The sequence below is a fragment of the Conexibacter sp. DBS9H8 genome, from assembly GCF_023330685.1.
In the GTDB taxonomy this organism is placed as follows: domain Bacteria; phylum Actinomycetota; class Thermoleophilia; order Solirubrobacterales; family Solirubrobacteraceae; genus Palsa-465.
Genome location: NZ_CP097128.1, coordinates 1,665,222 through 1,690,147 on the forward strand (window position 1 = coordinate 1,665,222; position 24,926 = coordinate 1,690,147).

The 24,926-nt window shown below is 69.4% G+C and carries 24 protein-coding genes and 1 tRNA gene; 12 read left to right on the top strand and 13 right to left on the bottom strand.

Annotated features, from left to right (window positions below; genetic code table 11):
- Nucleotides 1-11 precede the first annotated feature (11 nt).
- Nucleotides 12-887, top strand: a complete 876-nt coding sequence (locus M3M55_RS07880; protein WP_249012272.1) for a helix-turn-helix transcriptional regulator — start codon at nucleotides 12-14, stop codon at nucleotides 885-887.
- Between the two features lie 22 nt (nucleotides 888-909).
- On the opposite strand, the gene M3M55_RS07885 is transcribed toward M3M55_RS07880, so the two are convergent.
- The 9 genes from M3M55_RS07885 to M3M55_RS07925 all read right to left on the bottom strand — a co-directional run bounded on the left by M3M55_RS07885 (nucleotide 910) and on the right by M3M55_RS07925 (nucleotide 11,049).
- Nucleotides 910-4,044: a type I restriction endonuclease subunit R gene (locus tag M3M55_RS07885; RefSeq protein ID WP_249012273.1), complete on the bottom strand. Its 3,135-nt coding sequence runs from the start codon at nucleotides 4,042-4,044 to the stop codon at nucleotides 910-912.
- Nucleotide 4,045: 1 nt separating this feature from the next.
- The gene (locus tag M3M55_RS07890; RefSeq protein WP_249012274.1) at nucleotides 4,046-5,344 is read right to left on the bottom strand and encodes a restriction endonuclease subunit S; all 1,299 of its coding nucleotides are present in this window, start codon (nucleotides 5,342-5,344) and stop codon (nucleotides 4,046-4,048) included.
- The gene (locus M3M55_RS07895; protein ID WP_249012275.1) at nucleotides 5,341-7,080 is read right to left on the bottom strand and encodes a class I SAM-dependent DNA methyltransferase; all 1,740 of its coding nucleotides are present in this window, start codon (nucleotides 7,078-7,080) and stop codon (nucleotides 5,341-5,343) included. Before M3M55_RS07895 ends, M3M55_RS07890 begins: the two co-directional genes overlap by 4 nt.
- Before the next feature lie 238 nt (nucleotides 7,081-7,318).
- Complete coding sequence (locus M3M55_RS07900) at nucleotides 7,319-7,711, bottom strand: helix-turn-helix transcriptional regulator (RefSeq protein ID WP_249012276.1); 393 nt, start codon at nucleotides 7,709-7,711, stop codon at nucleotides 7,319-7,321.
- Between the two features lie 31 nt (nucleotides 7,712-7,742).
- Nucleotides 7,743-8,090: a type II toxin-antitoxin system RelE/ParE family toxin gene (locus M3M55_RS07905; RefSeq protein ID WP_256469048.1), complete on the bottom strand. Its 348-nt coding sequence runs from the start codon at nucleotides 8,088-8,090 to the stop codon at nucleotides 7,743-7,745.
- A gap of 8 nt (nucleotides 8,091-8,098) precedes the next feature.
- The gene (locus M3M55_RS07910; RefSeq protein WP_249012278.1) at nucleotides 8,099-8,602 is read right to left on the bottom strand and encodes a hypothetical protein; all 504 of its coding nucleotides are present in this window, start codon (nucleotides 8,600-8,602) and stop codon (nucleotides 8,099-8,101) included.
- A gap of 421 nt (nucleotides 8,603-9,023) precedes the next feature.
- Nucleotides 9,024-9,302, bottom strand: a complete 279-nt coding sequence (locus M3M55_RS07915; protein WP_249012279.1) for a DUF2283 domain-containing protein — start codon at nucleotides 9,300-9,302, stop codon at nucleotides 9,024-9,026.
- On the bottom strand, nucleotides 9,299-9,598 hold the full coding sequence (locus M3M55_RS07920; protein ID WP_249012280.1) for a DUF4258 domain-containing protein: 300 nt from the start codon (nucleotides 9,596-9,598) through the stop codon (nucleotides 9,299-9,301). Before M3M55_RS07920 ends, M3M55_RS07915 begins: the two co-directional genes overlap by 4 nt.
- Entirely contained in the window at nucleotides 9,595-11,049 is a 1,455-nt protein-coding gene (locus M3M55_RS07925; protein WP_249012281.1) for a tyrosine-type recombinase/integrase, read from the bottom strand. The genes M3M55_RS07920 and M3M55_RS07925 overlap by 4 nt, the downstream gene beginning before the upstream one ends.
- A 125-nt stretch (nucleotides 11,050-11,174) precedes the next feature.
- Between M3M55_RS07925 and M3M55_RS07930 the strand changes: the two genes are divergently transcribed.
- From M3M55_RS07930 to M3M55_RS07940, 4 genes are all read left to right on the top strand, one after another.
- A tRNA-Ser gene (locus M3M55_RS07930) sits at nucleotides 11,175-11,241 on the top strand.
- A 180-nt stretch (nucleotides 11,242-11,421) separates the two neighbouring features.
- Nucleotides 11,422-11,811 (top strand): hypothetical protein, encoded by a 390-nt coding sequence (locus M3M55_RS07935; protein ID WP_249012282.1) that lies wholly within the window; start codon nucleotides 11,422-11,424, stop codon nucleotides 11,809-11,811.
- A gap of 183 nt (nucleotides 11,812-11,994) precedes the next feature.
- Nucleotides 11,995-12,120: a hypothetical protein gene (locus M3M55_RS17420; RefSeq protein ID WP_256469049.1), complete on the top strand. Its 126-nt coding sequence runs from the start codon at nucleotides 11,995-11,997 to the stop codon at nucleotides 12,118-12,120.
- Complete coding sequence (locus tag M3M55_RS07940) at nucleotides 12,121-12,270, top strand: hypothetical protein (protein WP_249012283.1); 150 nt, start codon at nucleotides 12,121-12,123, stop codon at nucleotides 12,268-12,270.
- 204 nt (nucleotides 12,271-12,474) lie between these two features.
- On the opposite strand, the gene M3M55_RS07945 is transcribed toward M3M55_RS07940, so the two are convergent.
- Genes M3M55_RS07945 through M3M55_RS07950 form a run of 3 tightly spaced genes read right to left on the bottom strand, consistent with a single transcriptional unit; the run spans nucleotide 12,475 to nucleotide 13,539 of the window.
- A complete protein-coding gene (locus M3M55_RS07945; protein WP_249012284.1) occupies nucleotides 12,475-12,840 on the bottom strand; it encodes a helix-turn-helix transcriptional regulator in 366 nt (121 codons plus the stop codon).
- Nucleotides 12,746-13,078, bottom strand: coding sequence for a hypothetical protein (locus tag M3M55_RS17615; RefSeq protein ID WP_371878738.1), 333 nt, complete (start codon nucleotides 13,076-13,078; stop codon nucleotides 12,746-12,748). The genes M3M55_RS07945 and M3M55_RS17615 overlap by 95 nt, the downstream gene beginning before the upstream one ends.
- On the bottom strand, nucleotides 13,021-13,539 hold the full coding sequence (locus M3M55_RS07950) for a site-specific integrase (protein ID WP_249012285.1): 519 nt from the start codon (nucleotides 13,537-13,539) through the stop codon (nucleotides 13,021-13,023). Before M3M55_RS07950 ends, M3M55_RS17615 begins: the two co-directional genes overlap by 58 nt.
- An 838-nt stretch (nucleotides 13,540-14,377) precedes the next feature.
- Here M3M55_RS07950 and hrpA point away from each other — a divergent pair.
- From hrpA to M3M55_RS07975, 5 genes are read left to right on the top strand one after another with little or no spacing between them, the layout of a single operon-like run.
- Complete coding sequence (gene hrpA / locus M3M55_RS07955; RefSeq protein ID WP_249012286.1) at nucleotides 14,378-18,328, top strand: ATP-dependent RNA helicase HrpA; 3,951 nt, start codon at nucleotides 14,378-14,380, stop codon at nucleotides 18,326-18,328.
- Nucleotides 18,329-18,333: 5 nt separating this feature from the next.
- Nucleotides 18,334-19,110, top strand: a complete 777-nt coding sequence (locus tag M3M55_RS07960; RefSeq protein WP_249012287.1) for a DUF4129 domain-containing protein — start codon at nucleotides 18,334-18,336, stop codon at nucleotides 19,108-19,110.
- 1 nt (nucleotide 19,111) lies between these two features.
- Entirely contained in the window at nucleotides 19,112-19,636 is a 525-nt protein-coding gene (locus tag M3M55_RS07965; RefSeq protein ID WP_249012288.1) for a hypothetical protein, read from the top strand.
- Entirely contained in the window at nucleotides 19,626-20,621 is a 996-nt protein-coding gene (locus M3M55_RS07970) for a MoxR family ATPase (protein ID WP_249012289.1), read from the top strand. The genes M3M55_RS07965 and M3M55_RS07970 overlap by 11 nt, the downstream gene beginning before the upstream one ends.
- Nucleotides 20,618-21,925, top strand: coding sequence for a DUF58 domain-containing protein (locus M3M55_RS07975; RefSeq protein ID WP_249012290.1), 1,308 nt, complete (start codon nucleotides 20,618-20,620; stop codon nucleotides 21,923-21,925). Before M3M55_RS07970 ends, M3M55_RS07975 begins: the two co-directional genes overlap by 4 nt.
- A gap of 391 nt (nucleotides 21,926-22,316) precedes the next feature.
- Here M3M55_RS07975 and M3M55_RS07980 read toward each other — a convergent pair whose 3' ends face one another.
- A complete protein-coding gene (locus M3M55_RS07980) occupies nucleotides 22,317-23,417 on the bottom strand; it encodes a DMT family transporter (RefSeq protein WP_249012291.1) in 1,101 nt (366 codons plus the stop codon).
- 117 nt (nucleotides 23,418-23,534) lie between these two features.
- On the opposite strand from M3M55_RS07980, the gene fabG reads away from it, so the two are divergent.
- Nucleotides 23,535-24,293, top strand: a complete 759-nt coding sequence (fabG, locus tag M3M55_RS07985) for a 3-oxoacyl-ACP reductase FabG (RefSeq protein ID WP_249012292.1) — start codon at nucleotides 23,535-23,537, stop codon at nucleotides 24,291-24,293.
- A gap of 38 nt (nucleotides 24,294-24,331) precedes the next feature.
- A complete protein-coding gene (locus M3M55_RS07990; RefSeq protein WP_249012293.1) occupies nucleotides 24,332-24,802 on the top strand; it encodes a MaoC family dehydratase in 471 nt (156 codons plus the stop codon).
- The last annotated feature ends 124 nt before the right edge of the window (nucleotides 24,803-24,926 follow it).

The following is a 24,926-nucleotide window of genomic DNA, read 5'->3' on the forward strand; positions in this document are numbered from 1 at the left end:
AGGCCGGTGCCATGACGGTCAATCAGAACCTCAAGAACGCGCTCGCAGACGCCGGACTCAGCATTGAGGAGTTCGCGTCCATCCTCTCGGTCGACCCCAAGAGCGTCGGACGCTGGATCGCCGGCACCTCAACCCCCTACCCGCGCCACCGCGCCGCCATCAGCCGAGCCCTCGCTCTCGATGAGACGGTCCTCTGGCCCGAGCACGCCCCGACCCCGCCCGCCGCCAGCAACCCGTCCAACGCCCGCGGCGCCAGCGCTGCTGCGGGCGGCCAGGTGACCGCCTGGGCCGACAGCTCAGACCCCTCCGCACCTGACCCGGTCGCCTTCATCGCCGCCGCGGACAGACCGATCGACATTCTCTGCGACGACATCTGGTTCGAGCTCGCCGGACCGATCAGTGATGCGCTGATCGCCCGCGCCCGCGCCGGCCACTGCGTCCGGGTTGCCACTACCGCACCCCGGCCGAACCTCGCACCACTCGTCCGCCAGACCGGCCTCGAACTCCGCTGCGTTGCCGTCTCAGGGGTCGACCTTGTCCACGCCGAACCCACGATGCTCATCGCCACTCCGCTCGGCGGATTCCTCGACCAGCCCCTCGCGCTCCTTCAAGCCGAGGCCGACGGCGCCGACGGCCTCTATGACCGCCTCGCCGCGCACTTCAACACGGCCTGGAACGAGTCCGTCGAGGTGATCAGCACCGTCGATGAGCTCGAGGCGTACCACACCAACGCCTACGACGAACTCGAAGGCGCACTCGACGACGACCTCGAGCCGCTCGTAGCCGATGAGGACGTCGGCGCGTCGACGGACTCCGACGAGTCCGACCCACCACCCCAGAGCAGCCAACCGCGGCCCGCTCGCCGCTGGCCCGGCGCTCGCGGGTGATCGGCAGGCGCCGAACGGACTCTCAGGTCCCGGCTGCCGTCGCCGGTGCGGCGTCCGTGACGGCAGCCGCGTAGAACCAGGTGGCGATGTCGGCGATCAAGCGTCCCCGGCCGGGGCTGTCGGTGAAGAAGTAGTCGGCCATCTTCGCGTGGGCGCCCTGGTTGTCGGCGACCGCCCCGGTGACGGCCTGCTCGAAGTCGGGTGACTCGGCGAACTGGCGTGCGGTGTTGACCTTGGCCTGCTGCACGAGGCCGTCGTCGGCGAGCAGCGCCTCAAGGAGCGCTCGCAGGAAGGATGTCGTTTGGGTCTCGGTGAAGTCCTCATTGCCGAAGAGATCGTTCAGCCGGACCAGCACCTGGTGGAAGGCGACCATCGTCGGGTCGCGCGCTTGTCCCGAGCCGGCTCCCGTTCCGCCTTTCAGGCCGATGCGGGCGCCGAGGCTGACGTCAGTACTGCCCTTGTCGACCTGCTTGACGTTGCGCAGGACGACATCGGAGAGGTCGATCGGGGCGGTGTAGTTGTTCGGCCGGATGACCCGCTCGAGGTGGCGCAGGTAGATCTGCTTCTTCTCGAGCTCCGGATCGCCGTAATCGATGATCTGGCTCATGAAGTCATAGAGCCGCACGAAGGAGCCGACATCCTTGCGGAACAGGTCCAGCTCCGCCAACGCGGGCTGGTCCCCCTCACCGCCGTGGTAGATGAGCGCGGCGTTGTAGCGGTCGGCAAACCGCTGCTTGCCGGGGCCGACCGCGGCGGCGATCGCATTGTTGCCCTTGCCCTTCACGAACGCCTCGGCGCACTGGTCGACCTCAGCGTCGGTGTAGATCGCGGCGGTGTCGAGCTTGGCGATCAGGTCGTGGACGAGATTCGGGTCCGTCTCGGTCTCGAGGTAGGCGTCGGTGAAGTACGGCTCAAACGCCTGCTTGATCGCCAGCGGGTCGTTCGCAAAATCGACGACCTGGGTCATCGCTGCCGTTTTGGCGACGCCCGACGGGGTCCGGTAGGTCCGGTTCAGCCGTGACAGCGTCTGCACGGCCGTGACCCCGGAGAGCAGCCGGTCGACGTACATCGCACACAGCAGCGGCTGATCAAACCCGGTCTGGAACTTGTTCGCGACGATCATCACCCGGTACTCGTCCCCGCGAAAAGCCGTTCGCAGGTCCTTGACCCCAGGATTCATCGTCGCCTCGGTGAAGTCCTCCGGCCCGGATTCGAGGTCTTGGACCGACCCGGAGAACGCAACGAGCGTCCCGTAGCCGTACTGCTGAGCGGCGATGTACTTGTCGATTGCGAGCTTGTACCGGACCGCCGCCTTGCGCGAATCGGTCACGACCATCGCCTTGGCATGCCCGTCGAGCAGGTCGGCGATGTTCTCGCGGAAGTGCTCGACGATGATCGCTGACTTCTGCGCGATCGTCTGGGGGTTCAGCTTCACCCACCGCATCAGCTGCTTGGTCGCCTGGGACTGATCGACCTCCTCCTCGTTGCCGGACTCGGCGTTCTGTCCGACTCGGAAGGCGAGCTTGAAGCTGTGATAGCCGGTGAGGACGTCGAGGATGTAGCCCTCCTCGATCGCCTGACGCATCGTGTAGACGTGGAACGGCACCGGCGGCTCGTCGGTCCCGGCAGGCCGTCGGCCGAACAGCTCCAGCGTCTTGGCCTTCGGGGTGGCGGTGAACGCGAAGTAGGAGATGTTCTCCGCGCCAGCCCGGGCGGTCGCCTCGGCGGCCAGGACCGCCTCGACGTCGACCTCGCCGCCGGCCTCGATCTCCTTCACCTCCTCGGCCGTGAGCACGGCCTTGAGCTTCGCCGCGATCTGCCCCGACTGTGAGGAGTGCGCCTCATCGGCGATCACCGCAAAGCTCTTCCCGTTCAGCCCCTTGTTCTTGCGGATCTCCGCCATTGCGAACGGGAACGTCTGGATCGTCACGACGATGATCAACTTCCCGTCGCTCAGCGCCTTGGCCAGCAGCGTGGACTTCGCCTCGCCCGCGTGCGCTGCCGCATCACGGTCGAGCGCGACGACGATCCCCTGGTCGTTGTCGATCTGCTTGATCGCATCCTGCAACTGGGCGTCGAGCACGTTGCGGTCGGTGACGACGATGACCGAGTCAAAGACCTTGCGGTTATCGACCTGCAGCCGCGCCAGCCGGTGTGCGGTCCACGCGATCGAGTCGGTCTTGCCCGAACCCGCCGAATGCTGAATCAGGTACCGATGGCCCGGTCCTTCGGCGCTGACCGCGGCCGTCAGGTTCGTCACCGCCTCCCACTGGTGATAGCGCGGGAACCGCAGCGACGCGGACTTCGACACCTTCCCGCTGATCGGATCGGTGCGCGTCTCGTGCTTGACGTACATCAGCCGACCGAGGATGTTCAACCAGCTGTCGCGCTGAAGCACCCGCTCCCACAGATAGGCCGACGGCGAACCGTCCGGGTTCAGCGGGTTTCCGGCGCCGCCGTCCTCGGTGCCCCGGTTGAAGGGCAGAAAGTGCGTGGTCTCGCCCGCGAGCCGAGTCGTCATCCACACCTCCTCGTTGGAGACCGCAAAATGCACCAGCACCCGCGCGCCGGACACGAACAACGGCTGCACCCGACCGGAGCCCGGATCCTTCGGCTGGCGGGTCTGCCGGTACTGGCTGATCGCGTCCTGCACCGTCTGGGTGAAGTCGGTCTTCAGCTCCAACGTCGCCACCGGCAGACCGTTGACGAACAGCACCAAATCGACCGAACGACCGTCAGCGGTCGAGAAGTGCACCTGGCGCATCACCCGCACCCGCACGGCCGCGTGGTCAGCGTTGCGCTTCTGATTCAACGTCGACTCCGGCCGGAACTCACACATCTGGAACTTGGCCGAGATGTAGGATAAGCCCTTGCGGAGCAGATTCAGCGTCCCGCCACCGCTCTCCAGCGGCGTGTCCAGCACCTTGACGATCCGATCGAGCAGCTGCGACTCCTGCTTCGCCGCGTCCGGTGAGCCGGGCTTGATGACCTTCTCAAGCTGCTCGCCCTGGGTCTCACGCAGCCAGCCGAACACGTCCTCGGGGAACAGCGCCCGCTCTTTGTCGTAGCCCTCGTCATTCTGCGAGTAGCGCCACCCGTTCGCCGCGAGGTGCTCGCAGATCTCCCTCTCAAATTCGATCTCGTTGTGCTGCGCCACCTCAGCCCACCGCCACTGGTTGCGTGTCGAGGACGTCAATCTGACCGGTCACCGCGGCTGTAATAAGAGCGGCGCGGCGCTCACGGGCAAACGCGATGAAGAGATCCGCCTCGCCTATCAGTTGGCCGATCTTTGTGGTCTGCTCATCGAGCTGCGCGCAGATCGCCTTCTGCTCACAAAGCGGCGGCAACGGCATCACGAACTTGCGGACCTGCCATTCGCTCGCGTGGGGGACGCTCACGCCCGTGAACAGAGGCTCGAGATAGGACAGGAACGCGCGAGTCATGACGACGTACCGAAGATAATCTGGGTCAAGGCGCTCGCCGGCTCGGATCCGCAGAACTCGCTGAAGCAGCAGTGCCGGGACGTCCTCAGACGTGATGCTCGCCACGCGGACGCCCGAACCAATGAACGGTCGGTCCATCCCGAAAACTAGATCACCCTCGTGTAGGGAGAAGTCCTCCGGCACGGGCGAACCAACCGCATCCCAGAACACTGTCTCAGTCCAGTCCGTGCTCCCTGGCTTTACGTTGACCCCGCGAAGTAGTCGCGTGTCGTCGGAGCTTGTGGAAAACCCGTCGCTTGGAAAGGCCCAGCCAGCGAGCGTTTCAGCCACGAATCCAAGTTGGATGACTTGCCAGGGTTTGGGGACCGATGGGAGCCATTCCTCCCGTGTCTCCCGGTGGGCGGTAGAACTCACGCCGCCGTAGGTCAACGTTTCGACAAGCGCTTGCCGGCGCTCGCGCAGCAGCTCGATCAGCAGCTCCTGCTCCTCGATGAGCGTGTCGATCCGGGCCGTCTCACGATCAAGAAATTCAACGATTGCGTCCTGCTCGCGACGCGGCGGTCGCGGCAGCAGCATGTCCTTGAATGTCGCTCGGTCGAACGACGTAGAGCGCTCTCGGATCCCTTTGCCAAGCGACTGGATGAACCCGCTGCTCGCGGCAACTCTGAGGGCGTGGGCCACATAGTGCGGATTGTCCGCGGGGGTCCGGTAAATGTGCACTACCGGGGACATCTTGCCGTCAGAGGCGGAGACGCCAATAGCCCCCGCGAAGCCGTCCATGCTGTGGATCACCAGCTCACCGGCCCGAACTCCCTGATATCCAGTTTCTTGCAAAGCCTCTGTGAACCCGTCGGTCCTTCGGAGTGAGCGGAGCGTGACTTCACCATCGCGAAAAGCCGTGACCACGCCGTCTTCATTAAGAGGATCTCGTTTGATCGGCTTGGCGATTGCGCTGCCTCGGGCTAACGACCAGCGTTCGGGGATCGAAACGAGCCACGCGGGGGTATACGTCACGCTTCGATCTCCGACAACAGCCCCATGATCTTCGCGACTTGTGCTTCGAGGTCGGCGTCAATCTCGGCTAACGGTCGCGGCGGGACGTACTTGTAGAAGTGGCGGGTGAAAGGAATCTCGTAGCCCACCTTGGTCTTCTTCACGTCGATCCACGCGTCGGGGACGTGGGGGAGGACCTCGGCCGCGAAGTAGGCCGCGATGGTCGCGTCGCGTCCGTCGTGGCCGAGCGCATTGCCGCGGTAGGTGAACGGGATGTTCTCGGTGTCACGCCGCTTCGCGTCGGGCTTGGGGTTGCCCTTCTTGTCCGTGATTGGCTCGCCTGTCTCCTCGTCCAGGAGCGGTCGCTCCACTGTTATCGTCCAGTAAGCGAAGTCGTCGGCCGTGAAGACCTTCGAGTACTCCGGGTCGGCCTCGTCGAAGGCGTCATACAGCGCGAGGATCTTGTCGCGGGCGTCGGCGTCGATCTCTCGGCCTTTGGCACCGAGGTTCTTGCGCAGCTTGGTCCAGAAGGACGTCGCGTCGATCAGCTGGATCTTGCCCTTGCGTTCTGCGCGTTTGGTGTTGTCGAGGATCCAGATGTAGGTCGCGATTCCGGTGTTGAAGAACATGTTCGTCGGCAACGCCACGATCGCCTCAACGAGATCGGACTTGAGCAGCCACTGCCGGATCCGCGACGGGCCGGATTCGGCGGCGCCGTTGAACAGCGGTGAGCCGTTGAGCACGATTCCGGCGCGGCCACCGCCCTCATGCTCGGGGCGCATCTTGTGTGCGAGGTGGCAGAGGAACAGCATCTGCCCGTCTCCGACGGATGGCAGTCCGTGGCTGAACCGCCCGCCCTGGGCCAGTGCCTCGGCTTTCACCGCGTCTTCGGAGGCCTTCCAGTCCACGCCGTAGGGCGGGTTGGACATGCAGAAGTCGAAGGTGCGGTCGAAGAACAGGTCGTCGGCGAGCGTGTCTCCGAGCCGAACGTTGCTGGCGTCCTGGCCCTTGGCGATGAGGTCGGACTTGCAGATCGCGTAGGACTGATCGTTGATCTCCTGTCCATAGAGCCGCAGCCGCGCGCCTGGGTTGCGCTCCAGCAGCCGTTCCTCCGCGACCGACAGCATGCCGCCGGTGCCGGCGGTGGGGTCATAGATCGTCCGCACCGTGCCGGGTTCGAGCAGCGCCGTGTTGTCCTCAGAGAAGAGCAGGTCGACCATCAGCCGGATCGCATCACGTGGGGTGTAGTGCTCGCCGGCCTCCTCGTTGGATGCCTCGGCGAACTTGCGGATGAGCTCCTCGAACAGGTCGCCCATTTCCGCGTTCGGGACCGTGTCGGGGTGCAGGTCGACCTCGGCGAACTTCGACATCACGAGGTAGAGGCGGTTCTTCTCATCGAGCGTTGCGAGCTCGTTCTCGAACTTGAACCGCTCGAACACGTCGATGTTGGCCGAGAACCCGGTGATGTAGTCCATCACGTTGGCCCGCAGCCCCTCGGGGTCCTCCAGCAGCCGGCCGAAGTCGTACTCAGAGGTGTTGTAGAAGCTCAGCCCCGTCGCGCGCCGGACCTGGACGTCGAGCGCGCCGCCCTCGTACTTCTTCGCCAGCGCCCGGACCTCGTCCCGGGTGGGTTCCAGGATGCAGTCCAGGCGCCGCAGGATCGTCAGCGGCAGGATCACGCCGCCGTACTGGTGGGGCTTGTACGGCCCGCGGAGCTGGTCGGCGATCGACCAGACAAAGGTCCCGAGGCTGCTCACCGCCGCGCTCCGAGGCGTTGCCGGCGGGGCGCTGCCCCTCTCGGCCGAGGCGCTTCATGGCTCATGAGATCACCGCTCATCGTCACGGCTGGAAGCTACCGCGCGGGTGGCGCTGGTGGCGTCAACCGCCCGGCGGCGCGGGCCGCTTGTACGGCGTGACAGGTCGCTCCGCTGCGGTCAAGGTCGGGCCTGCGGCCTGCCCTTCGGGCACCGCTGACGCGGCTCCCCTGTGTATCAGCTAACTCGTGGTCACCAGCAGCGCTGCTTCACCGGTTGCCGCGGCGCCGACGAGGTCACGGGACTGCGCGCTCTTGGTGAGGTTGCGGGCGGGCTGGCCAGCAGGGCGCACATCGATCGTGAACTCGATGCCGAGCTTGGCAGAGAGCCGCTGCAACGTTTCGATGCTGGGGTTGGTCTCGCCAAGTTCGATGCGGGCAATCTGCGGCTGAGTCATGCCGACCAAGCGGGCGAGGTCGCGCTGGGAAAGATCGTGCTCGCCGCGGTAGCGGACGATCGCGGTTGCTACCGCGCGCCCCAAGGCGGTGCGCTCCCAGAACGCGCGGAACTCGGGGTCACGCTCCAGCTCCTCCGCGATGAGATCATCGTTGCTCTTGAGATCGCTGAGCTTCATGGCCAAAACGATACCACCTGTGTTATCGCGTTCAGTCCTCCTCGAAGCGGGCATGTCGCTCCGCCGCTCGCGTCACGGCACCGCTAAAGCCGCGCGCATCGATCTCAGCTTCAGGGCCGACAGCGAAGATCACGAAGGTCGTCGCGTTCATCTGACGGTAGATCGGGCGCCAACGGCTGCGGCCGGCGCGCGGACGCAGCTCTCGAAAGCCTTTGCCACCTTCGCCGCGGACGGCGCTTGTGTGCGGATGGCCGAGCTTGGGACCGGCTGCCTCGAGCTTCGCGGCAGCGTTGAGCATGGCTGCTTTCTCCTTGGCCGGCCAGGAGGAGTCGCGCTCCTTCTCGGCCTCTGGGTGCCATAGAACAAGGAATGGCGGCACGGAAGTGCTCAGGCGGGTGTCTGCGGTTGTCGGGTGGGGACGCCTGGCACGCTGTTCGGCCCGAACGCGGCGGTGAACGCGGCGGCGCGCTCCTTCGCCGGACGGGCGTGGAGGTAGCGGCTGGTGGTTGTCAGCTGGGAGTGGCCCATCGCGTCCTTGACGCTGACGAGGTCGATGCCGCCGGCGGCGAGGGGGACCTGACGGACGCGACCGGATTTCGTGCCGCGCTCGACGCCGGCCGACACCGCCCGGCTGATGATCAGCGCCGACCCCGCCCAATCGATGTCCTCGACGTGTAGGGCCAACAGTTCGCCCATGCGCAGTCCGGCGTAGGCGGCGACGCGCACCGCGTCGGCGTCGCGACGGTCCTCGGCCAGCTCGTCTTCAGAGCGGGCTTCGCGGTTGTGGGCGCGCGCGTCCTCGAGGGTGGCGAACGCCCGCTCGCGGGCCCGGTAGGTCGGCTCACAGTCACAGCGTCCGCCGGCGCGGATCGAGCAGCACCGCAGAATCACGCCGCCGCACTGATGGGGCTTGTACGGCCCGCGGAGCTGATCCGCGATCGACCAGACGAGAAACTCTCGAGGCTGCTCACCGCCGGGCTCCAAGGCGCTGTCGGCGGGCCGCTACCACGCTCGCCCGAGGCGCTTCTTGGCTCGTGGGATCACCGCTCATCGTCACGGCTGGAAGCTACCGCGCGGGTGGCCCTGGTGGCGTCAACCGCCCGGCGGCGCGGGCCGCTTGTACGGCGTGACAGGTCGTTCCGCTGCGGTCAAGGTCGGGCCTGCGGCCTGCCCTTCGGGCACCGCTGACGCGGCTCCCCTGACCTCCACTCCACGACCTGTCACTCGGCAACGAGCAAGGGCTGGCGCCCTTGCTCAGGAACTGAGCCAACCACCGCACCGGAGGCCTTCCGTCCGTCCGGATCTGCTCTGGTCAGGCTGGTGCGAGTTCGTCGGTGAGTGCCGCGGCGCTGAGCTCGACGTGGTGGGGGAGGGTGATCTCGATCTTCCCTTGCTGCTCGAGCAGCCAGCGCGCGTTGATGAGGGTGATGCCGATGATCTGCTGATCGGCGTCGAACCGGACGACGTGTCCTTCCGGGGTCCCCTCGCTCTCTGCTGCGGCTTGGCGGCCGCCCCGGCTCAGGTAGAGGACGTCGCCCCGTGCGTCGTAGTGGCTGTGATCGAAGGTGAGGTTGTCGATGGTGACGCTCATGCGGCCCAACCTGGTGGATCTTTGCGGTTCCCGAAGGCTGTCACGACCTGCGCTGGAGCCTCGCTGAAGTCTACGACGACCCGCAACCAGCGGCTTGGGCCGAGACCGAGCGCCCAGAACCGTTCGCGACCGGGTCGGGGGTCCAGCTCGCGGTGATCAGGCTTCGCCACGGCTTCCAGAACGTGGTCTCGGTAGGGCTCAATCTCGGCGTGGGTGACCAGCACATGCGCCCAGGCATCGGCGGTGAGCTGGACGGTCCGCCCGTCAGGGTCGAGCACGCAAGCGAGCGTGGTCATTCGTCGCGCGGCCGGTCTCGAACCAGCAGCGGCGTCGCGCGGCTTGGCCTGATGCTGGCGCGCGTGTCGAAGGCCTGTGTGAATGCCGCTGCGCGTTCGGCGGCGGGCCGCGCGTGCAGGTAGCGGCTGGTGGTTGTCAGCTGGGAGTGGCCCATGGCGTCTTTGACGCTGACCAGGTCGATGCCGCCGGCGACGAGCAGGGAGCCGAAGGTGTGGCGCAGGTCGTGCCAGCGCAGCGGCCGCAGCCCGATCGCGTCCCGCGCGCGGACATAACGGCGGCGAAGCGCCGATCCGTCGAGTCGGCGCCCGTAGGCGTTGCAGAACACGAACTCGCCGCGGCCGGTGAAGTCGTCGCGGTCCATGACCCGGGCAAGCGCGCCGGAGGCGTGGTCGGCGAGGGGGACCTGACGGACGCGACCGGATTTCGTGCCGCGCTCGACGCCGGCCGACACCGCCCGGCTGATGATCAGCGCCGACCCCGCCCAATCGATGTCCTCGACGTGTAGGGCCAACAGTTCGCCCATGCGCAGTCCGGCGTAGGCGGCGACGCGCACCGCGTCGGCGTCGCGACGGTCCTCGGCCAGCTCGTCTTCAGAGCGGGCTTCGCGGTTGTGGGCGCGCGCGTCCTCGAGGGTGGCGAACGCCCGCTCGCGGGCCCGGTAGGTCGGCTCACAGTCACAGCGTCCGCCGGCGCGGGTCGAGCAGCGGTTGGCGTGGCGCTCATGCAGCTCGCGGTGCAGGCCGTCCTCGAGCGCCCGGGCGATTGCCTCGATCTCCTCAGGCGTGTAGTAGAGGAGCGCGCCGGCAGCGGGCAGCCGGCGACGGTCCGAGTCCTTGGCCGGGTTCGCCGCCAACTTGAACTTGGTCGACTTCATCCCGAAGTTGAAGGCGGCCACGACCACCTCGCGGTAGCGATTGACCGTCCGCGGGGCCACCCCCGTGTCCGCGATGCTCTCGAGCAGCCGGTCGACGTCCTCGGCGGTGACCTTCGCCGCCGGCTTGTCACCGAAGGCACCCATGATGTGGCCGGCGAGCACCTTGTTCCCGCGTTTGTACGGGACGCCGGGCTCGGCCAGGTCCGAGCGGTGTTGGCGCAGCGTCGACGGTGCCGCACCCTTGACGTGCTCGAGCCAGTCGAGGTACGCGTGGGCGAGCTCGCGAAAGGTCGCCCCCTGGGCGCGGCGCTCGCGCTCCTGCGCTGTCTCCGCCTCAAAGGCAGCCACGATCTCCGCCGCGCGTACGTAGGCGCGCCGCTCGTCGAAGCAGTCGACGGGGACCCGTCCGCGCCGTGGAGCCCAGTGGCCTGACTCAGGGTCACGGGTCAGCCACGCCGGACCGATCCGCCGCTTGATCTGCCGATCTCCGTCACGGAACTTTGCCTCATAGAAGGGCTGTCCGTTGCTCTCGCGGACCACCAGGGAGACGGCAGTCGGGGCCTGCTGGGTGGGCACACTTTGAAGCTTACCGCCGTGGGTACCACGTGGGTACCAAAATCCGTGGGTACCGCTTTGGGTACCAAACTGGCCTCAAAACGCCGTGAAAACGCCGTTTTTGGCGATCTAACCTACCCGTATTTGCTGGGATTGTGGACCTTTGATCGGGCTCATAACCCGAAGGTCGCAGGTTCGAATCCTGCCCCCGCTACTTCCAAAAGCCCAGTGTTCACTGGCGATTCGAGAGTCTCGGTCCGCCGGGGCTCTTGTCGTTTCGGGGGTTTGTCAAACGCACGGGGACGGGCTGGCCGGATTCCGCGAGAGCGGGCGACCGCGCACGTCATCGAACTGCTCGAGCGCATCTGTGCTGGCGAGGGTGCCGCCCGGTGCGTGACGGCCGTCTACGCGCTCGGGTCGTGGTCGCGCGCGGCGCTCGCGGTGGGCGACGTGGACGTGGACATCGAGTACGACCGCTCCCGCGACCCCGAGACGGCGCGGCAGATGCAGGACCTGCTCGTGGCCGGCCGTGATTGGAATTCGCCACTGCGCAAGGCGCTGAAGCCGCGGCGGACACTTCAGGTGTTGTATGAGGAGATCGCCCACATCACGGAGCCGGTCCTGATCCATCAGGACGGCGACGACCTGGACGCGGCGGTGGAGCGTGTCAATGCCATCCAGCCCGAGCCTGCCGCGGGCCGCGCCGCGCGTGATCCGTCCATCCGGTGCTCGACCCGGTCATCGACGCTCTGGGTCGACCGTCGCTCTGATCGTGCTGGGTGAGTTGCTGACCCACGGCCACATCGGCGTGTCGGTGCTGGACCTCCCGGACGTGGCTCTGAGCGACGTCGAGGATCCCGAGTTCCACGAGTCCCTGGTCGATGCCTGGCTGAATCGAGCCCGCGTGCTCGGGCGGCGCGGGCTGGCGGCGCGTTCCTGCTGGACCGTGGACTTGAGCTGTCACGTTTGGAGATCCTCGGGCGCCACCCCGGCGGGACGGCCGACGGGTTGACCTGGGCGGTCGAGGCACGGGAAAGCAAGCTCAAGGACTTCGCCTGGGACCTCGGCCATGGGTTTGAGGGCTGGCTGTAAGTGGTCCGGCCCGAGTGGAAGCAAGCGCTGCGCGCGCTCGAGATCACTGCCCCGGCGGCCTCGGTGCTCCACGACCGCGAGTTCGAGCTCGATGCGTGGCTGCTGGAGAACGCGCCACAGATCCAGCAGATCGGCCCTGCCGGAGGCTGAACTCCACGGCGGCGGCTGTGATTCTCGTCCGGACCGGAGGGGAGATCCTCACAGCGTGGTGTACGCGTCGGGAGGCCGGCTTGATCTTGGCGGGGGTGGTCGCGGTACTGTCCGCTGGCGCACGCTCATCCACGACCGTTCGCCAGCGGGCAGTGTTTGTTGCCCAGATTGAACGGCCCTATCCAGACCGGGAATGAGTCCTGCTCAGGCGACTGCCGCGAACTCGCGCTCGACTTCGCCGTCCACCGTGCTCTGGAAGCAGATCAGCAACTCTTCATCGAGGACGGCGGCGATCTTCTGCAAGGTGGCGAGGCTGGGCGTGTGCGTGCCGCTCTCGAGCCTGGAGATCGCGGAGTGCGACGTGCCGGCGGCCGTGGCGACCTCCTGCTGAGTCAATCCGAGCTCATACCGGCGCTCACGAAGATGTGCAGCGACAGGGTTCGTCTTCCGCATTTCACGGATGCGGGCGTATTCCTCACCGGCGGCGCGGAACTCCTCGCTGCGCGCTGCGAGTTGCGCGCTGTGTTCCGCCACCGTTCGTCCTGCTGGGCTGATCCAGGACTCGCTCATGGGTCAAGCTTACCAAGACTGGTAAATCCGCCGGGCATTGAGCATCCCGCCCAGCTGGTCGTGGCGGACGTTTGGGCTTGGCGTCCATCCGCGCACGGAAGTCATCAGAGCGATGCTGGGCTGTCCGTATGTCGCGCGCCGGGATGGCTCCGGTGTTCTTTTCAAACACGTGCAGGAGTACTACGAATTGATTGGAACGTCGGTAGAGGAGTTGATAGCGCGTGCGGCCGAAGCGCACGCGAAGCTCTCGGAGTTCTCCGTCGACCTGCGAGCTGAGTCGTGACCAAGCCGCCCCGAGATCACCTGGACGGGTACGCCGGCCTTGAGCGCGAGGCTGGCGTGGGTGCGGCGCAGGTCGTGGAGCCGGATCTTCCGCAGACCGGCGTTGGCGATGATTCGCTCGAAGGACTGGCCGAAGGTGTGTGGGTGGATCGGTTCGCCGTTCTCCTTGCAGACCAGGAGACCCTGGTCCTCGTACGCGGCGCCCCAGAGCTTCCGTTCCTCCTGCTGGGCACGGCGGTAGCGACGGAGCTGTGTGACAGTCTCGGCGTCGAGGTCGACGACCCGAGCGTTGTGGCTCTTGGGAGTTGACTCGATCACTTCGTAGCCGACGGCGACCAGCGCGTGACGGATGGAGAGCCGGGCGGCGTCGAGATCGACGTCGGCCCACCGCAGTCCGAGGATCTCGCCTCGGCGCATGCCGGTCAGTGCGGCTCGGAGCGTGGGTCGGTAACGGGCTGGGCCCGGCATGAACGGCGGGCAGACAGTCGCCGCTCTGAACAGAACGTCGTGGTGTTGGTCTGATCGGACGGGCCCAGCGGTCGCTGGCGGGGCCCGTGACCACTAGCTCTTTCGATCTGGGCCGGAACGAGGGCGGCCTCGGACCTGCTCATCGCCTCAGCCTCCCGGCGCAGCCGCTCTCTGGCGCACATGGGCCCAATGTACCCCCGTGGGAGTAGGAGTTCGTGCGTCTCGCCTCATCGGATCTGACTCAGCTGAACTCTGAGCCCTGGAACGCCGCAGAATGTGTGTCTACGACCTCAGGAAATCCCGGCAAAGCGGCACTGGACGAACTCATGTCCCGAAGGTCGCAGGCTCGCATCCTGCCGCCGCTACTGAGAGGCCAGTTCCCTCGAGAGCGTGCCGGAAATCGGTACTGGAACAGGCCAGAGGAGATTGTCCGGTCGGCCCGCGGTAGGGCGCCAGCGGGGGACGCCAGGAGGCCCGCCCAGGCGGGGTTTCTGCTGCCAGAGCACGTCAGAACCGTGTCTCGCCCAGCCAAAGCCGCCTCGGGTGGCTTTCGTGGTCGGCCGGAGATCAGCGAGGTAGGGTGCTGTGCCGCCGCGAGGCTGTCCTCGCCCGTCCTGATGCCCGAAGAGCTGTTCATGCGCGCCCGGAGCCTCCCCGTCGCCTGACCGAGCCGACCCGCCTGCCCCGCGCGCCCCGCGCGCCCCGCGCGCCCCGCCTATCCTGCCGACGAGGTGGCCGCCGCGCTCCACACCGCCCGTCTCCGATCCGCGCCGGTCCGTCGCGGGCTGTGAGCGGTCCGATCACCCCGGGCCTGCTCGCCGAACTCACCCTCCAGGATGAGGTGCGGCTCGGCCGCCAGGCCCGCCGGGTGCGCGCCTCTGACCGGGCTGGTCAGGAGCGGCTTGCCCACCAGCTCACCACCGCCCAGGCGCGGGTCCGCCGGCGCCGGGAGAGCGTCCCGGCGATCCACTATCAGGAGGAGCTGCCCGTCAGCGCTCGGCGGGAGGAGCTGGCGGCGGCGATCGCCGCTCACCCGGTGGTGATCGTCGCCGGGGAGACCGGGTCGGGCAAGACGACCCAGCTGCCGAAGATCTGTCTCGAGCTCGGCCGGGGGGTACGGGGGACGATCGCCCACACCCAGCCGCGTCGGATCGCCGCGCGGACGGTCGCCCAGCGGATCGCTGAGGAGCTCGGCGTCCCGCTCGGCAGTGCGGTTGGTTACGCGATCCGCTTTGATGACCGGGGGTCCGCCGACACGCTCGTCCGCCTCGTCACCGACGGTCTCCTGCTCGCCGAGATCCGCCGAGACCCGCTGCTGCGCCGCTACGACACGGTGATCGTCGACGAGGCGCACGAGCGCTCCCTCAACATCGACTTCCTGCTCGGCTGCCTGCACCGGATCCTGCCCCGCCGCCCCGACCTGAAGCTGATCATCACGAGCGCGACGATCGACCCCGAGCGCTTCAGCGACCACTTCGGCGGTGCGCCGATCATCGAGGTGTCCGGCCGCACCCATCCCGTTGAGGTCCGGTACCGGCCCCTGGGCGGCGCCCTCGCGCCGGGGCCCGCCGATGACGTCCCGCCGCCTGTTGCGGGCGCCGGTCCGGCCGCCCGCCCGACCCACCCGGACGGCGCCACCGAGCCCGGCGACGATCCGGCTGACCGGTCCGGCGCACCCGGGGAGACGCTGCTGGACGCCCTGGCAGACACCGCCGTGGATCTGCTCGCCGAACAGGACGGTGACATCCTCGTCTTCCTCTCCGGAGAACGCGAGATCCGGGATGCGGCCGAACTGCTCGGCGGCCGCCTGGGCCCGGAGGTGGAGATCCTCAGCCTCTACTCCCGGCTTGCCGCCGCCCAGCAGCAGCGGGTGTTCGCTCCTGACGGCGGGGGCCGTCCGCGCCGTCGCGTCGTGCTCGCCACCAACGTCGCCGAGACCTCGGTGACCGTGCCGGGGATCCGCGCGGTCATTGACACCGGGCTGGCGCGGATCTCCCGCTACAGCGCCCGGCTCAAGGTCCAGCGCCTGCCGGTGGAGGCGATCTCCCAGGCCTCCGCCCAGCAGCGCGCCGGCCGCTGTGGCCGCCTCGGCCCGGGGATCTGCGTCCGCCTCTACTCCGAGGAGGACTTCAACGCCCGCCCCCGCTACACCGATCCGGAGATCCTGCGGACGAACCTTGCGAGCGTGATCCTGCAGATGGCCGCCCTCTCCCTCGGGGAGATCGAGGGCTTTCCGTTCCTCGAGGCGCCCGACCGCCGCCAGATCCGTGACGGAATCGCCCTCCTGCACGAACTCGGTGCCCTCGACCCGGCCGCCCCCGAACCGCTGACCCCGCTCGGGCGCCGCCTCGCCCGGCTGCCGGTCGACCCGCGGCTGGGCCGGATGGTGCTCGAAGCCGACCGGCTCCGCTGCGCCCGCGAGGTGATCGTCATCGTCGCCGCCCTCAGCATCCAGGACCCGCGGGAGCGACCGATCGAGCAGCGCGCCCAGGCCGACCAGCTCCACGCCCGCTTTCGGGACCCCGGCTCGGACTTCCTCGCCTACCTCAACCTGTGGCGCCACCTCAGCGGGCTCGAGCGCGAGCTGTCGCGCTCCCAGTTCGTCAAGCGCTGCCGCGCCGAACTGCTGCACTATCTGCGCATCCGCGAGTGGCAGGACCTCGTCAGCCAGCTCGAGGACGCCGCCACCGAGGTCGGCGTCACCCTCAACGACACGCCGGCCGAGGCCGCGGAGATCCACACCGCGCTGCTCGCCGGGCTGCTCTCCCACCTCGGGATGCGCGACGGCAACCGCCGCGAGTACCTCGGCGCCCGCGGAGCCCGGTTCGCCATCTTCCCCGGATCCGTCCTCGCTCGCCGCGGCCCGAGCTGGGTGATGGTCGCCGAGCTCGTCGAGACAAGCCGGCTGTGGGGGCGCACCGCCGCCGCCGTCGACGTCCGCCGCGTCGAGGCGCTCGCCGGGCACCTCGTCAAACGCTCCTACGGGGAGCCACGCTGGGACCGTCGCCGCGCCGCGGTGATCGCCCCCGAACGGGTCACCCTCTATGGCCTGGCGCTGGTCAACTCCCGGCCCGTCCCCTACGGTCGGATCGATCCCGCCAGCGCCCGCGAGCTGTTCATCCGCCGGGCGATCGTCGATGGTGACTGGGATCAGGCGCACGCGTTCATGGCCGAGAACGCCCGCCGGATCGAGGCCGTGGAGGCGCTCGAAGCCCGCGCCCGCCGCCGTGACCTGCTCGCCGACGAGGCGAGTCGGGCCGCCTTCCTGGAGCAACGCATCCCGCCTGAGATCGTCGGCGGCCGCGAGTTCGACCGTTGGTGGCGCCAGGCGAGGGCCGCGGAGCCTGACCGGCTCACCTACCCGATGGAGCTGCTGATCGCGGGGGAGACGCCGCCCGATGACGCCGGCCGCCCCGCCCGCTGGCGCCAGGGCGAGCGTGAGTTCGCCCTCAGCTACCGCTTTGACCCCGGGTCGGCCGCTGACGGGGTCACCGTCCACATCCCCCTCACCCAGCTCGGCGCCGTCGCCGACCGCGGCTTTGAGTGGCTCGTCCCCGCGTTCCGGGCCGAGCTCTACGAGACCCTGCTGCGCTCCCTCCCCAAGCCGCTGCGCCGTCCGCTCGTCCCGATCCCCGACACCGCCCGGGCCCTGCTCGCCCATGTCACCCCGCGCTCGGGTCCGCTGCTGGAGGTCCTCGCCGCCGGGGTCGCCCAGCTCACCGGGGTGTCGGTGAGCCCGGCCGACTGGAACCTCGACACCCTGCCCTCCCACCTGCGGATGACGTTCGCCGTCGAGGATGACGACGAACGCCTGCTCGCGAGCGGCACCTCACTTCAGGCGCTCCGCACGCAGCTGGCCCCCACCCTCCGGACGCGCCTCGACGCCTCCATGCCCGAGTTGATGCGCACGGGCATGACCGGATTTGACCTGCCGGCCCTCCCGCGCATCGTCGAGCTGCCCGGCGGTCTGCGCGGCTACCCCGCCTTCCAGGACACCGGCGACAGCGTCGCGATCCGGATCTGTGAAACCCCGGCCGAGCAGCGCCTGACGATGGCCCGCGGCACCCGCCGGCTGCTCAGCCTCACCGTCCCGTCCCCGCGTCACTGGCTGAGCGGACGCCTCGGACCTCAGCTCACGCTGCGCCTCGCCGGCGCCCCCCACGGCGGGCTCGACGCCGTCCTCGAGGATGTCATCGCCGCCGCGATCGACCTGATCGTCACCCGGGCCGGCGGGCCTGCCTGGAGTGCGGAAGCGTTCGCGGTCCTCGCCGAGCAGGCTCGCGGTGAGCTGCGGCCGGCCGCGCTGGCCGGACTCACCGACCTCGGGGAGATCCTCGCCGCCGCCCACGCCGTTCGCGCGCGGCTCGACGCGCTCCCCGCCTCGGCTGCGCTGGCGCCCGCCCGTGAGGACGTCGCCCGCCAGCTCGGCCGTCTCGTGTTCGCCGGGATGGTGACCGCCGCGGGTGTCGAGCGTCTCCCCGACATCACCCGCTACCTGACCGCCGCCGCCCAGCGGCTCGACCGGTTGCCTCAACAGGTCCGCGCCGACGCCGAGCGGATGGCGAACGTGCAGGCGCTCGAAGCCCAGGCGGCTGGACGCCCCGAGCTGCGCTGGCTTGTGGAGGAGGTGCGCGTCACCCAACTCGTCCCCGGCAGTCTCGCCCGCCCCGGCGCGAGCCTGAAGCGGCTGCGCCAGCTGCTTGCCGAACCCGTCCCGCCCGTCCATGCCGTACCTTGAGAGGTGTGCACGTCGAGCCGCAGGGAGCCCGGCTGGGCCGGGGGACAGCAGGGCGCTACGACATCGTCGCTGTGAGCGCGATCGCCGCGATCGTCGTCATCCTCGCAGCCGGTCTCGCCGGGCCGATCCGTCTCGCCCAACACCCGGGAGGGGCGGCTGCTCCCCACCGCACCCAGGCTTCGTCGCCCGCTCAGGCAGCCGGGGCACATTCCCCGCGCTCGACGCCGGCGATCCCGTCCGTGCACCGTCCCGACCTCGGCATCTGGCCGCTCGCGCTTCTCGGCCTGCTGGTGCTCGCCGCCCTCGGGCGTCTGTTCGCCTACTGGTGGGGCCGCCGGCGGGCACCGGCCCGCCGGCGGCCACCGGCCGGGGTGGCCGGCCCGGTCTCCCTCGCTCCCGCGCCCGAGGTCGAGGAGGTGCCCGTGCGTCTGCTCCGCGACGGCATCGGCGCCGCCCTGGGGATCCTCGACAGTCCCCGTGAGCCTGCCGATGCGATCGTCCGGGCCTGGCTCGCCCTTGAGGCGCGCGCGGAACGGTCCGGGATCGTCCGCCGCCCCGCGGAAACCCCGACGGAGTTCACCCGCCGCGTCCTCGGCCGGGCGTTCCCCGATCAGGACGCGACGACGACCCTGCTCGGGCTCTACCTCGCCACCCGGTTCTCCGAGCGCCCGCCGGCCGCAGCGGACGTCAGCGCGGCTCGGGAGGCGCTGGAACGGCTGCAGGCGAGCTGGCAGGAGGCTCCCGACCTGCCGCCGGGTGAACCGGCGGTGGTCGGGCACTGAGATGACGGGCGATGCCGAGCGTGTCCGGGCGCTGCTGCCGGATCGTCCGACGGCGGTGCGGATGGCGCTCACCGCCGCGATGCTCGCCGGGCTCGCGCTGCTCGCGGGGGCCGACCGGCCCCACGCGCTCGCGCTCGGGGTGGCCGGCGCCGTCGCCGTCCGTGCGGTCGCCGCGGCCGTCACCGGCGCTGACAATGGGGACCTTGCGTGGAGGGTGGGGGAGGGCCCCCAGCGTCCGGGGGCGCGCGAGGACGTCAGCGAACTTGCCTGGTCGATCGACTCGGCCTGGGGGCTCGTCGGACGGCGGGTTGAGATCCGCGTCCGCCGCCTCGCTCGCCGCCGGCTCGCTCTCGCCGGCCTCAGCCTGGAGAACCCGGCCGACCGGTCCGCGATCGAGGCCCGTCTCGGTGATGAGGCCGCCCAGCTGGTGACGCGGGAGCGGGTACTCGGAATGCGGCCGGTCACCTTCTGCCGGCTGCTCGACGCTCTCGACCGTCTCGACCCGGCCGGCGGACATGAGCGCTGAGCGCGTCCTCAGCGTCGCGGAGATCGCCCGGGCTGCCCAGACGGTGCTCGGCCGGGTCCGCGGTGTCGTCGTGGAGATGGACCGGGCGCTGACGATCGCCCTGGCGACAGTCCTCGCCGGCGGGCATGTCCTGTTTGAGGACGTCCCCGGCCTCGGCAAGACGCTCGCGGCCCGCAGTCTCGCCAGTGCGCTGGGGCTTCGCTTCCGCCGGCTCCAGTGCACGCCCGACCTGCTGCCCGCCGACATCACCGGATCGTTCCTCTATCAGCCGGCGACGGCCGAGTTCGTGTTCCGGCCCGGCCCGATCTTCTGTGGCCTGTTTCTCGCCGATGAGATCAACCGGACCTCACCGAAGACACAGTCGGCCCTGTTGGAGGCGATGGCGGAGGGGCAGGTGACCGTCGAGGGCACGAGCTACGCCCTCCCCACCCCGTTCCACGTCATCGCCACCGCCAACCCGATCGAGTACGAGGGCACCTACGCGCTGCCCGAAGCTCAGCTCGACCGCTTCATGGTCCGGCTCGCGGTCGGTTACCCCGGCCGGGACGGGGAGACGGAGATCCTCCTCAACCGGGTCGCGCGGCGCCGCGAGGTGGCGACCGTGGAGCCGGTGATCGACGCCGCCACCCTCGCAGCGATGCAGGCGGGGGTCGAGCGTGTCTACGTCGAGCCGGACATCGCCCGCTACTGCGTCGACCTCGCCGTCGCAACCCGGCGGGCCCGGGCGGTCGCCGTCGGCGCTTCCCCCCGCGGATCCCAGGGCCTGATGCTCGTCGCCCGCGCGCTCGCGGTGATCGCCGGCCGGGACTTCGTCACCCCCGAGGACGTCAAGGCCGTCGCGGTTCCCGTCCTCGCCCACCGGATCTCGCTCACCCCACAGGCGTGGGCGGAGGGCACGCGGGCGGAGGACCTGATCGCCCGGACCGTCGAGGAGGTCCCCGGCCCGCCGACCGTCGGCCACCGTCAGGCCGCGCCGGCCCGGTGAGCGACCCGCCCGCGTGGGGGTTCTCGGCGGGACCAGCCGCCCAGGCGGCGACCGCGCTCCTGATCGCCGCGATCGGGCTGCTCACCGGTCGCGTCGACATCGCGCTGCTGAGCCTCCCCCTCACCGTCGCCGCCGCCCTGACCCGTGCCCGCCGACGCCTTCCCGCCGGCGGTGACGCAATCGACCTCGAGATCGAGGCCACCCCTGACGGCCGGCTCACCTACCGGCTCGCGATCACCGCTCCCCCCGGGGCGGACGCGGCGATCCTCCAGTGTCGGATCGCCGGTGGGCCCGTCCGGACCTGCGCGATCGCCTGCCCGGTCGGGGCGCCGGTCACCGGCACGGTGAGCGCCCGCCACTCCGGTCCCCAGGAGCCGATCGCCGTCGACTGCCAGTTCCTGTGGACCGGAGGGCTGCTCGGTCCGCTGCCCGCCGCGCCGGTGAGTGCCCGCCGGGCGATCGCTCCGGCCCGCCGGCCGCTGGGCCGCCTGCCGCTGCCGCGCCGGCTCGCGGGCACCGTCGGCGGGCATGACTCGATCCGGCCGGGCAGCGGCGGGGAGTTCCGTGACATCCACCCCTACGGTCCGGGGGAGCGCCTGCGCCGAATCGACTGGAAGGCGAGCGCCCGCCACGGCCAGAACGCGGGCGACCTCTATGTCCGTCGCAGCCACGCAGAGGCGGATGCGACGGTGATGATCGTCATCGACAGCCGGGACGACGTGAGCGAACGGCTCGCCGAGTGGGGGTCGGAGGGCCCCGCGCCTGAGGGGATCAGCTCACTCGACCTCGCCCGGGAGGCGGCGGCCTCCCTCGCGGAGGCCTACATCGGCGCCGGTGACCGGGTCGGGCTGCGCGATCTCTCCAGCCACCGGCGGATGGTCGGCCACTCGGGCGGCCGACAGCACCTCTGGCGATTGTTGAGAACGATCGAGCTGACCGCCGCCGTCGACACGGAGGGCCGCCGGGCGCTCACCCCGACGATCCCGCCCGGCGCGCTCGTCTACCTGCTCAGCACCGTCCTCGACGACGAGATGCTTCCCCTCGCGCTCACCTGGGCCGCCAACGGCCACCGGGTCATCCTCATCGACACGCTGCCGCCGGCGCGTGAGGAGGGGAGTCGCCGCTCCGAACGGATCGCCCACCGGATCGTGATGATGGAGCGGGCCGACCGGCTAGCGACCCTCGCCGCCGGCGGCGTCCAACGTCTCGCCTGGTCCGAGCCCGACGGGCTTCCCCTCTCCGCCCGTCTCGCTCTGCTCGGCCGCCCGCCCCGACGGCTCGCCTCCGCGGAGGTGACTCGCTGAGCCTGCGTGGCCTCATTCCACCCGCTGACCGTCCGCTGCCCGACGCGGTCCTTCCCGGCACGCTTCCGCGGGGCGCCGTAGCCCTGCTCGGAATCGTCCTGACCCTGCTCATCTCGCCCGGCGGGCTGTGGGCGCTGCTCGGGACGCTCGTCAGCATTGCGGCGGCGGTCGCCCCCGACTACCTGCTCGCCTGGGCGCTCATCCTCCTGCTCAGCGTCGACCTCATCCGCCACGGGCCGATCCTCGACGGTCGGATCCTTGCGCTCATCGCCGGCGTGCCGCTGATCGATACGTTCGCGCAGTTGACCCTGCTCGTTCCCGCGCGCGGTTGGCTGCAGGCGTCGGTGATCCTGGCGCCGCTGCGGCGCTGGTTGATCATTCAGCTGCCCTGTCAGGCGCTCGCGATCCCCGTCGTTGAGCTGCTCGGTCCCGGCACCGGTTCGCGGGCGCCGCTCACCGTCGCGGTCGGAGTGTTCGCCGGGGTGCTCGCGCTGCTCGGCCTGACGCTCGCCCTGCTCGGTGGCCCGAGCCTGCGCTCCCGCGGCCGGCGCTCCGCGGAAGGGTCGGTCTGAGTCGCCAGAGCCGGGGCGACCTCAGGTGTCCCGAGTGGGCCGGGCGGGCCGGCCCGCCGCGTACCGCGCCGGCGAGTCAGGAGCCAGGAGCCGCCGAGGACGAGCGCCAACCCGACGATCATCGTGACCGTCAGTGGCTCGTGGAGAAAGACGACTCCAGCGACGACCGCCACCGCCGGATTGATGTAGGTGATCGCCGTCGCTCGGACGGGGCCGATCTCGGCGACGAGCGCGGCGAGCATGACGAACGCCCCGGCGCTGCAGAGCACTGCGAGCGTGAGGACCGCCGCGACCGTCGTGCCGGACGGGGCGTGGGCCGGCCACGCGCCGGTGATGAGGACGGCCGGGAGATAGAGCAGGGCCGTGCCGGCCATCGACAGGGCGACGACCCCGATCGCCGGCGCCTCCGAGAGCCAGCGAGCGAGGATCGCCGGGCCGGTCGCGTACCCGACGGTGACGACGGCCACCTCCCCGACCGCTCCGAGATCGGAGGCGTGCACGTCAAAGCCGACGAGCGCCGCCACCCCGACCATGCCGACGGCGATGCCGATCCGATTGAGTCCGCTGAGCGGCTCGGCTCGGCCGAGCAGAACCCCGACACCGACCCCGACGAGCGGCGCGGCGGCGATCAACAGTGCCGTGGTCGAGCTCGGCAGCCGCTCCTCGGCCGAACTGAGCAGGTACCAAGGGACGACGAGCTCACAGACCGTGTAGGCCACCAGTGGACGCCACCGGCGCAGCGCGGGGCGCAGTTCCCCGCGCTGGGCCGCCAGTGGGACCATGATCAGCGCCGCCAGGCCGGTTCGCGCGAAGACCAGCATCACCGGGCTGAGCTCGGTGACGGCGACCTTGATCAGCAGGTAGGGAATCCCCCAGATGATCCCCAGCAGGGCGAAGAGCACGAGTGCGCGACGGGGCATCGTGGGCAGGCTAGCCGTCGGGCCCACCCGGGCCGGGCATCCCCACACAGGCGGTCGCACTCGTCCTCGGGCAAGATAGACGTCCTCACCGTATCCAGCGATTGAAATGAGCCTGCGATGACCTCCACCTCCCGTATTGCGATCGTCACCGGTGCCGCCCGGGGGATCGGCGCCGCGATCGCCACGCGCCTCGCCACCGACGGTCTCGCCGTCGCCGTGATCGACCTTGACGCTGCCAGCTGTGAGGCGACCGTGTCCGGCATCACGGCTGCGGGCGGGCGGGCTGTCGCCGTCGGGGCTGACGTCTCCGATGAGGCAGCGGTGAGCGCTGCCGTTGCCGAGGTCGCCGATCGGCTCGGTCCCCCGACCGTCCTCGTCAACAACGCCGGGGTAATTCGAGACAACCTCCTGTTCAAGATGTCGCTGAGCGACTGGGAGACGGTGATGGGAGTCCATCTGCGCGGCTCGTTCCTGATGACCCGGGCGGTGCAGGCGCACATGACCGAGGCGAGGTTCGGTCGAGTCGTCAACCTGTCCAGCACCTCTGCGCTCGGCAACCGCGGGCAGGTCAACTACTCGGCGGCGAAGGCCGGCCTGCAGGGCTTCACCAAGACGCTCGCGCTCGAACTCGGACGGTTCGGTGTGACCGCGAACGCGATCGCGCCGGGGTTCATCGAGACCGAGATGACCGCTGCCACCGCCGAACGGATGCGTGTGCCCTTCGAGGAGTTCAAGGCGGGCGCGGCGGCCCAGATTCCGGTCGGCCGGGTCGGCCAGCCTGCCGATATCGCTCACACTGCCTCCTTCCTCGTCTCTGAGGGTGCGGGCTTCATCTCCGGACAGGTGATTTACGTGGCGGGCGGGCCCACCTGTTGAGTCCTGGCCCCACCGTCGTCCCGCTAGTCTCGCCGGGCATGACTGCCATCACGCTCAGGAGTGTCGAGGACCTGCGCACCAACGTCGGCCGGGAGGTCGGTGTCAGCGCCTGGCGGACGATCGATCAGGCGATGATCGACGCCTTCGCTGAGGTCACGGCCGACCACCAATGGATCCACACGGATCCCGCGCGGGCGGGATCCTCGCCGTTCGGTTCGACGATCGCCCACGGTCTGCTCACCCTCTCTCTCGGCCCGGCGATGCTCTATGAGTTGCTCCCCCTCGAGAACCTCGAGGGGATCGTCTTCGGTCTCAACTATGGCTATGAGAAGGTGCGCTTCCCGGCGCCCGTTCCCGTTGGCTCACGGGTACGGTTGCGGCTCACGATCGGTGGGGTCGACGAGGTCGCCGGCGGGCTCCAGCTCCGGCTCGTGCAGACCTTCGAGCTCGACGGGGCCGACAAGCCCGTCTGCGTGGCCGAGCAGCTCACCCGCATCATCACCCGCTGATGCCGACGTTGGAATGGCCGAACCCGTCTGTCTCGCGAGCGTGGCAGGCACCGCCTGTCGCCATGCCGATGACGAGCGTTTTCTCATCGAGTTCAGACGTTCTCGTTAGAGAGCCCGCCGAGGC

Coding starts and splice junctions, on each gene's coding strand:
- M3M55_RS07880 (WP_249012272.1), top strand. CDS start 12: ATGACGGTCAATCAGAACCTCAAGAACGCGCTCGCAGACGCCGGACTC.
- M3M55_RS07900 (WP_249012276.1), bottom strand. CDS start 7,711: ATGAAGCTCAGCGATCTCAAGAGCAACGATGATCTCATCGCGGAGGAG.
- M3M55_RS07915 (WP_249012279.1), bottom strand. CDS start 9,302: ATGAGCGTCACCATCGACAACCTCACCTTCGATCACAGCCACTACGAC.
- M3M55_RS07920 (WP_249012280.1), bottom strand. CDS start 9,598: ATGACCACGCTCGCTTGCGTGCTCGACCCTGACGGGCGGACCGTCCAG.
- M3M55_RS07945 (WP_249012284.1), bottom strand. CDS start 12,840: ATGAGCGAGTCCTGGATCAGCCCAGCAGGACGAACGGTGGCGGAACAC.
- M3M55_RS07950 (WP_249012285.1), bottom strand. CDS start 13,539: ATGCGCCGAGGCGAGATCCTCGGACTGCGGTGGGCCGACGTCGATCTC.
- M3M55_RS07965 (WP_249012288.1), top strand. CDS start 19,112: ATGACGGGCGATGCCGAGCGTGTCCGGGCGCTGCTGCCGGATCGTCCG.
- M3M55_RS07970 (WP_249012289.1), top strand. CDS start 19,626: ATGAGCGCTGAGCGCGTCCTCAGCGTCGCGGAGATCGCCCGGGCTGCC.
- M3M55_RS07980 (WP_249012291.1), bottom strand. CDS start 23,417: ATGCCCCGTCGCGCACTCGTGCTCTTCGCCCTGCTGGGGATCATCTGG.
- fabG (WP_249012292.1), top strand. CDS start 23,535: ATGACCTCCACCTCCCGTATTGCGATCGTCACCGGTGCCGCCCGGGGG.
- M3M55_RS07990 (WP_249012293.1), top strand. CDS start 24,332: ATGACTGCCATCACGCTCAGGAGTGTCGAGGACCTGCGCACCAACGTC.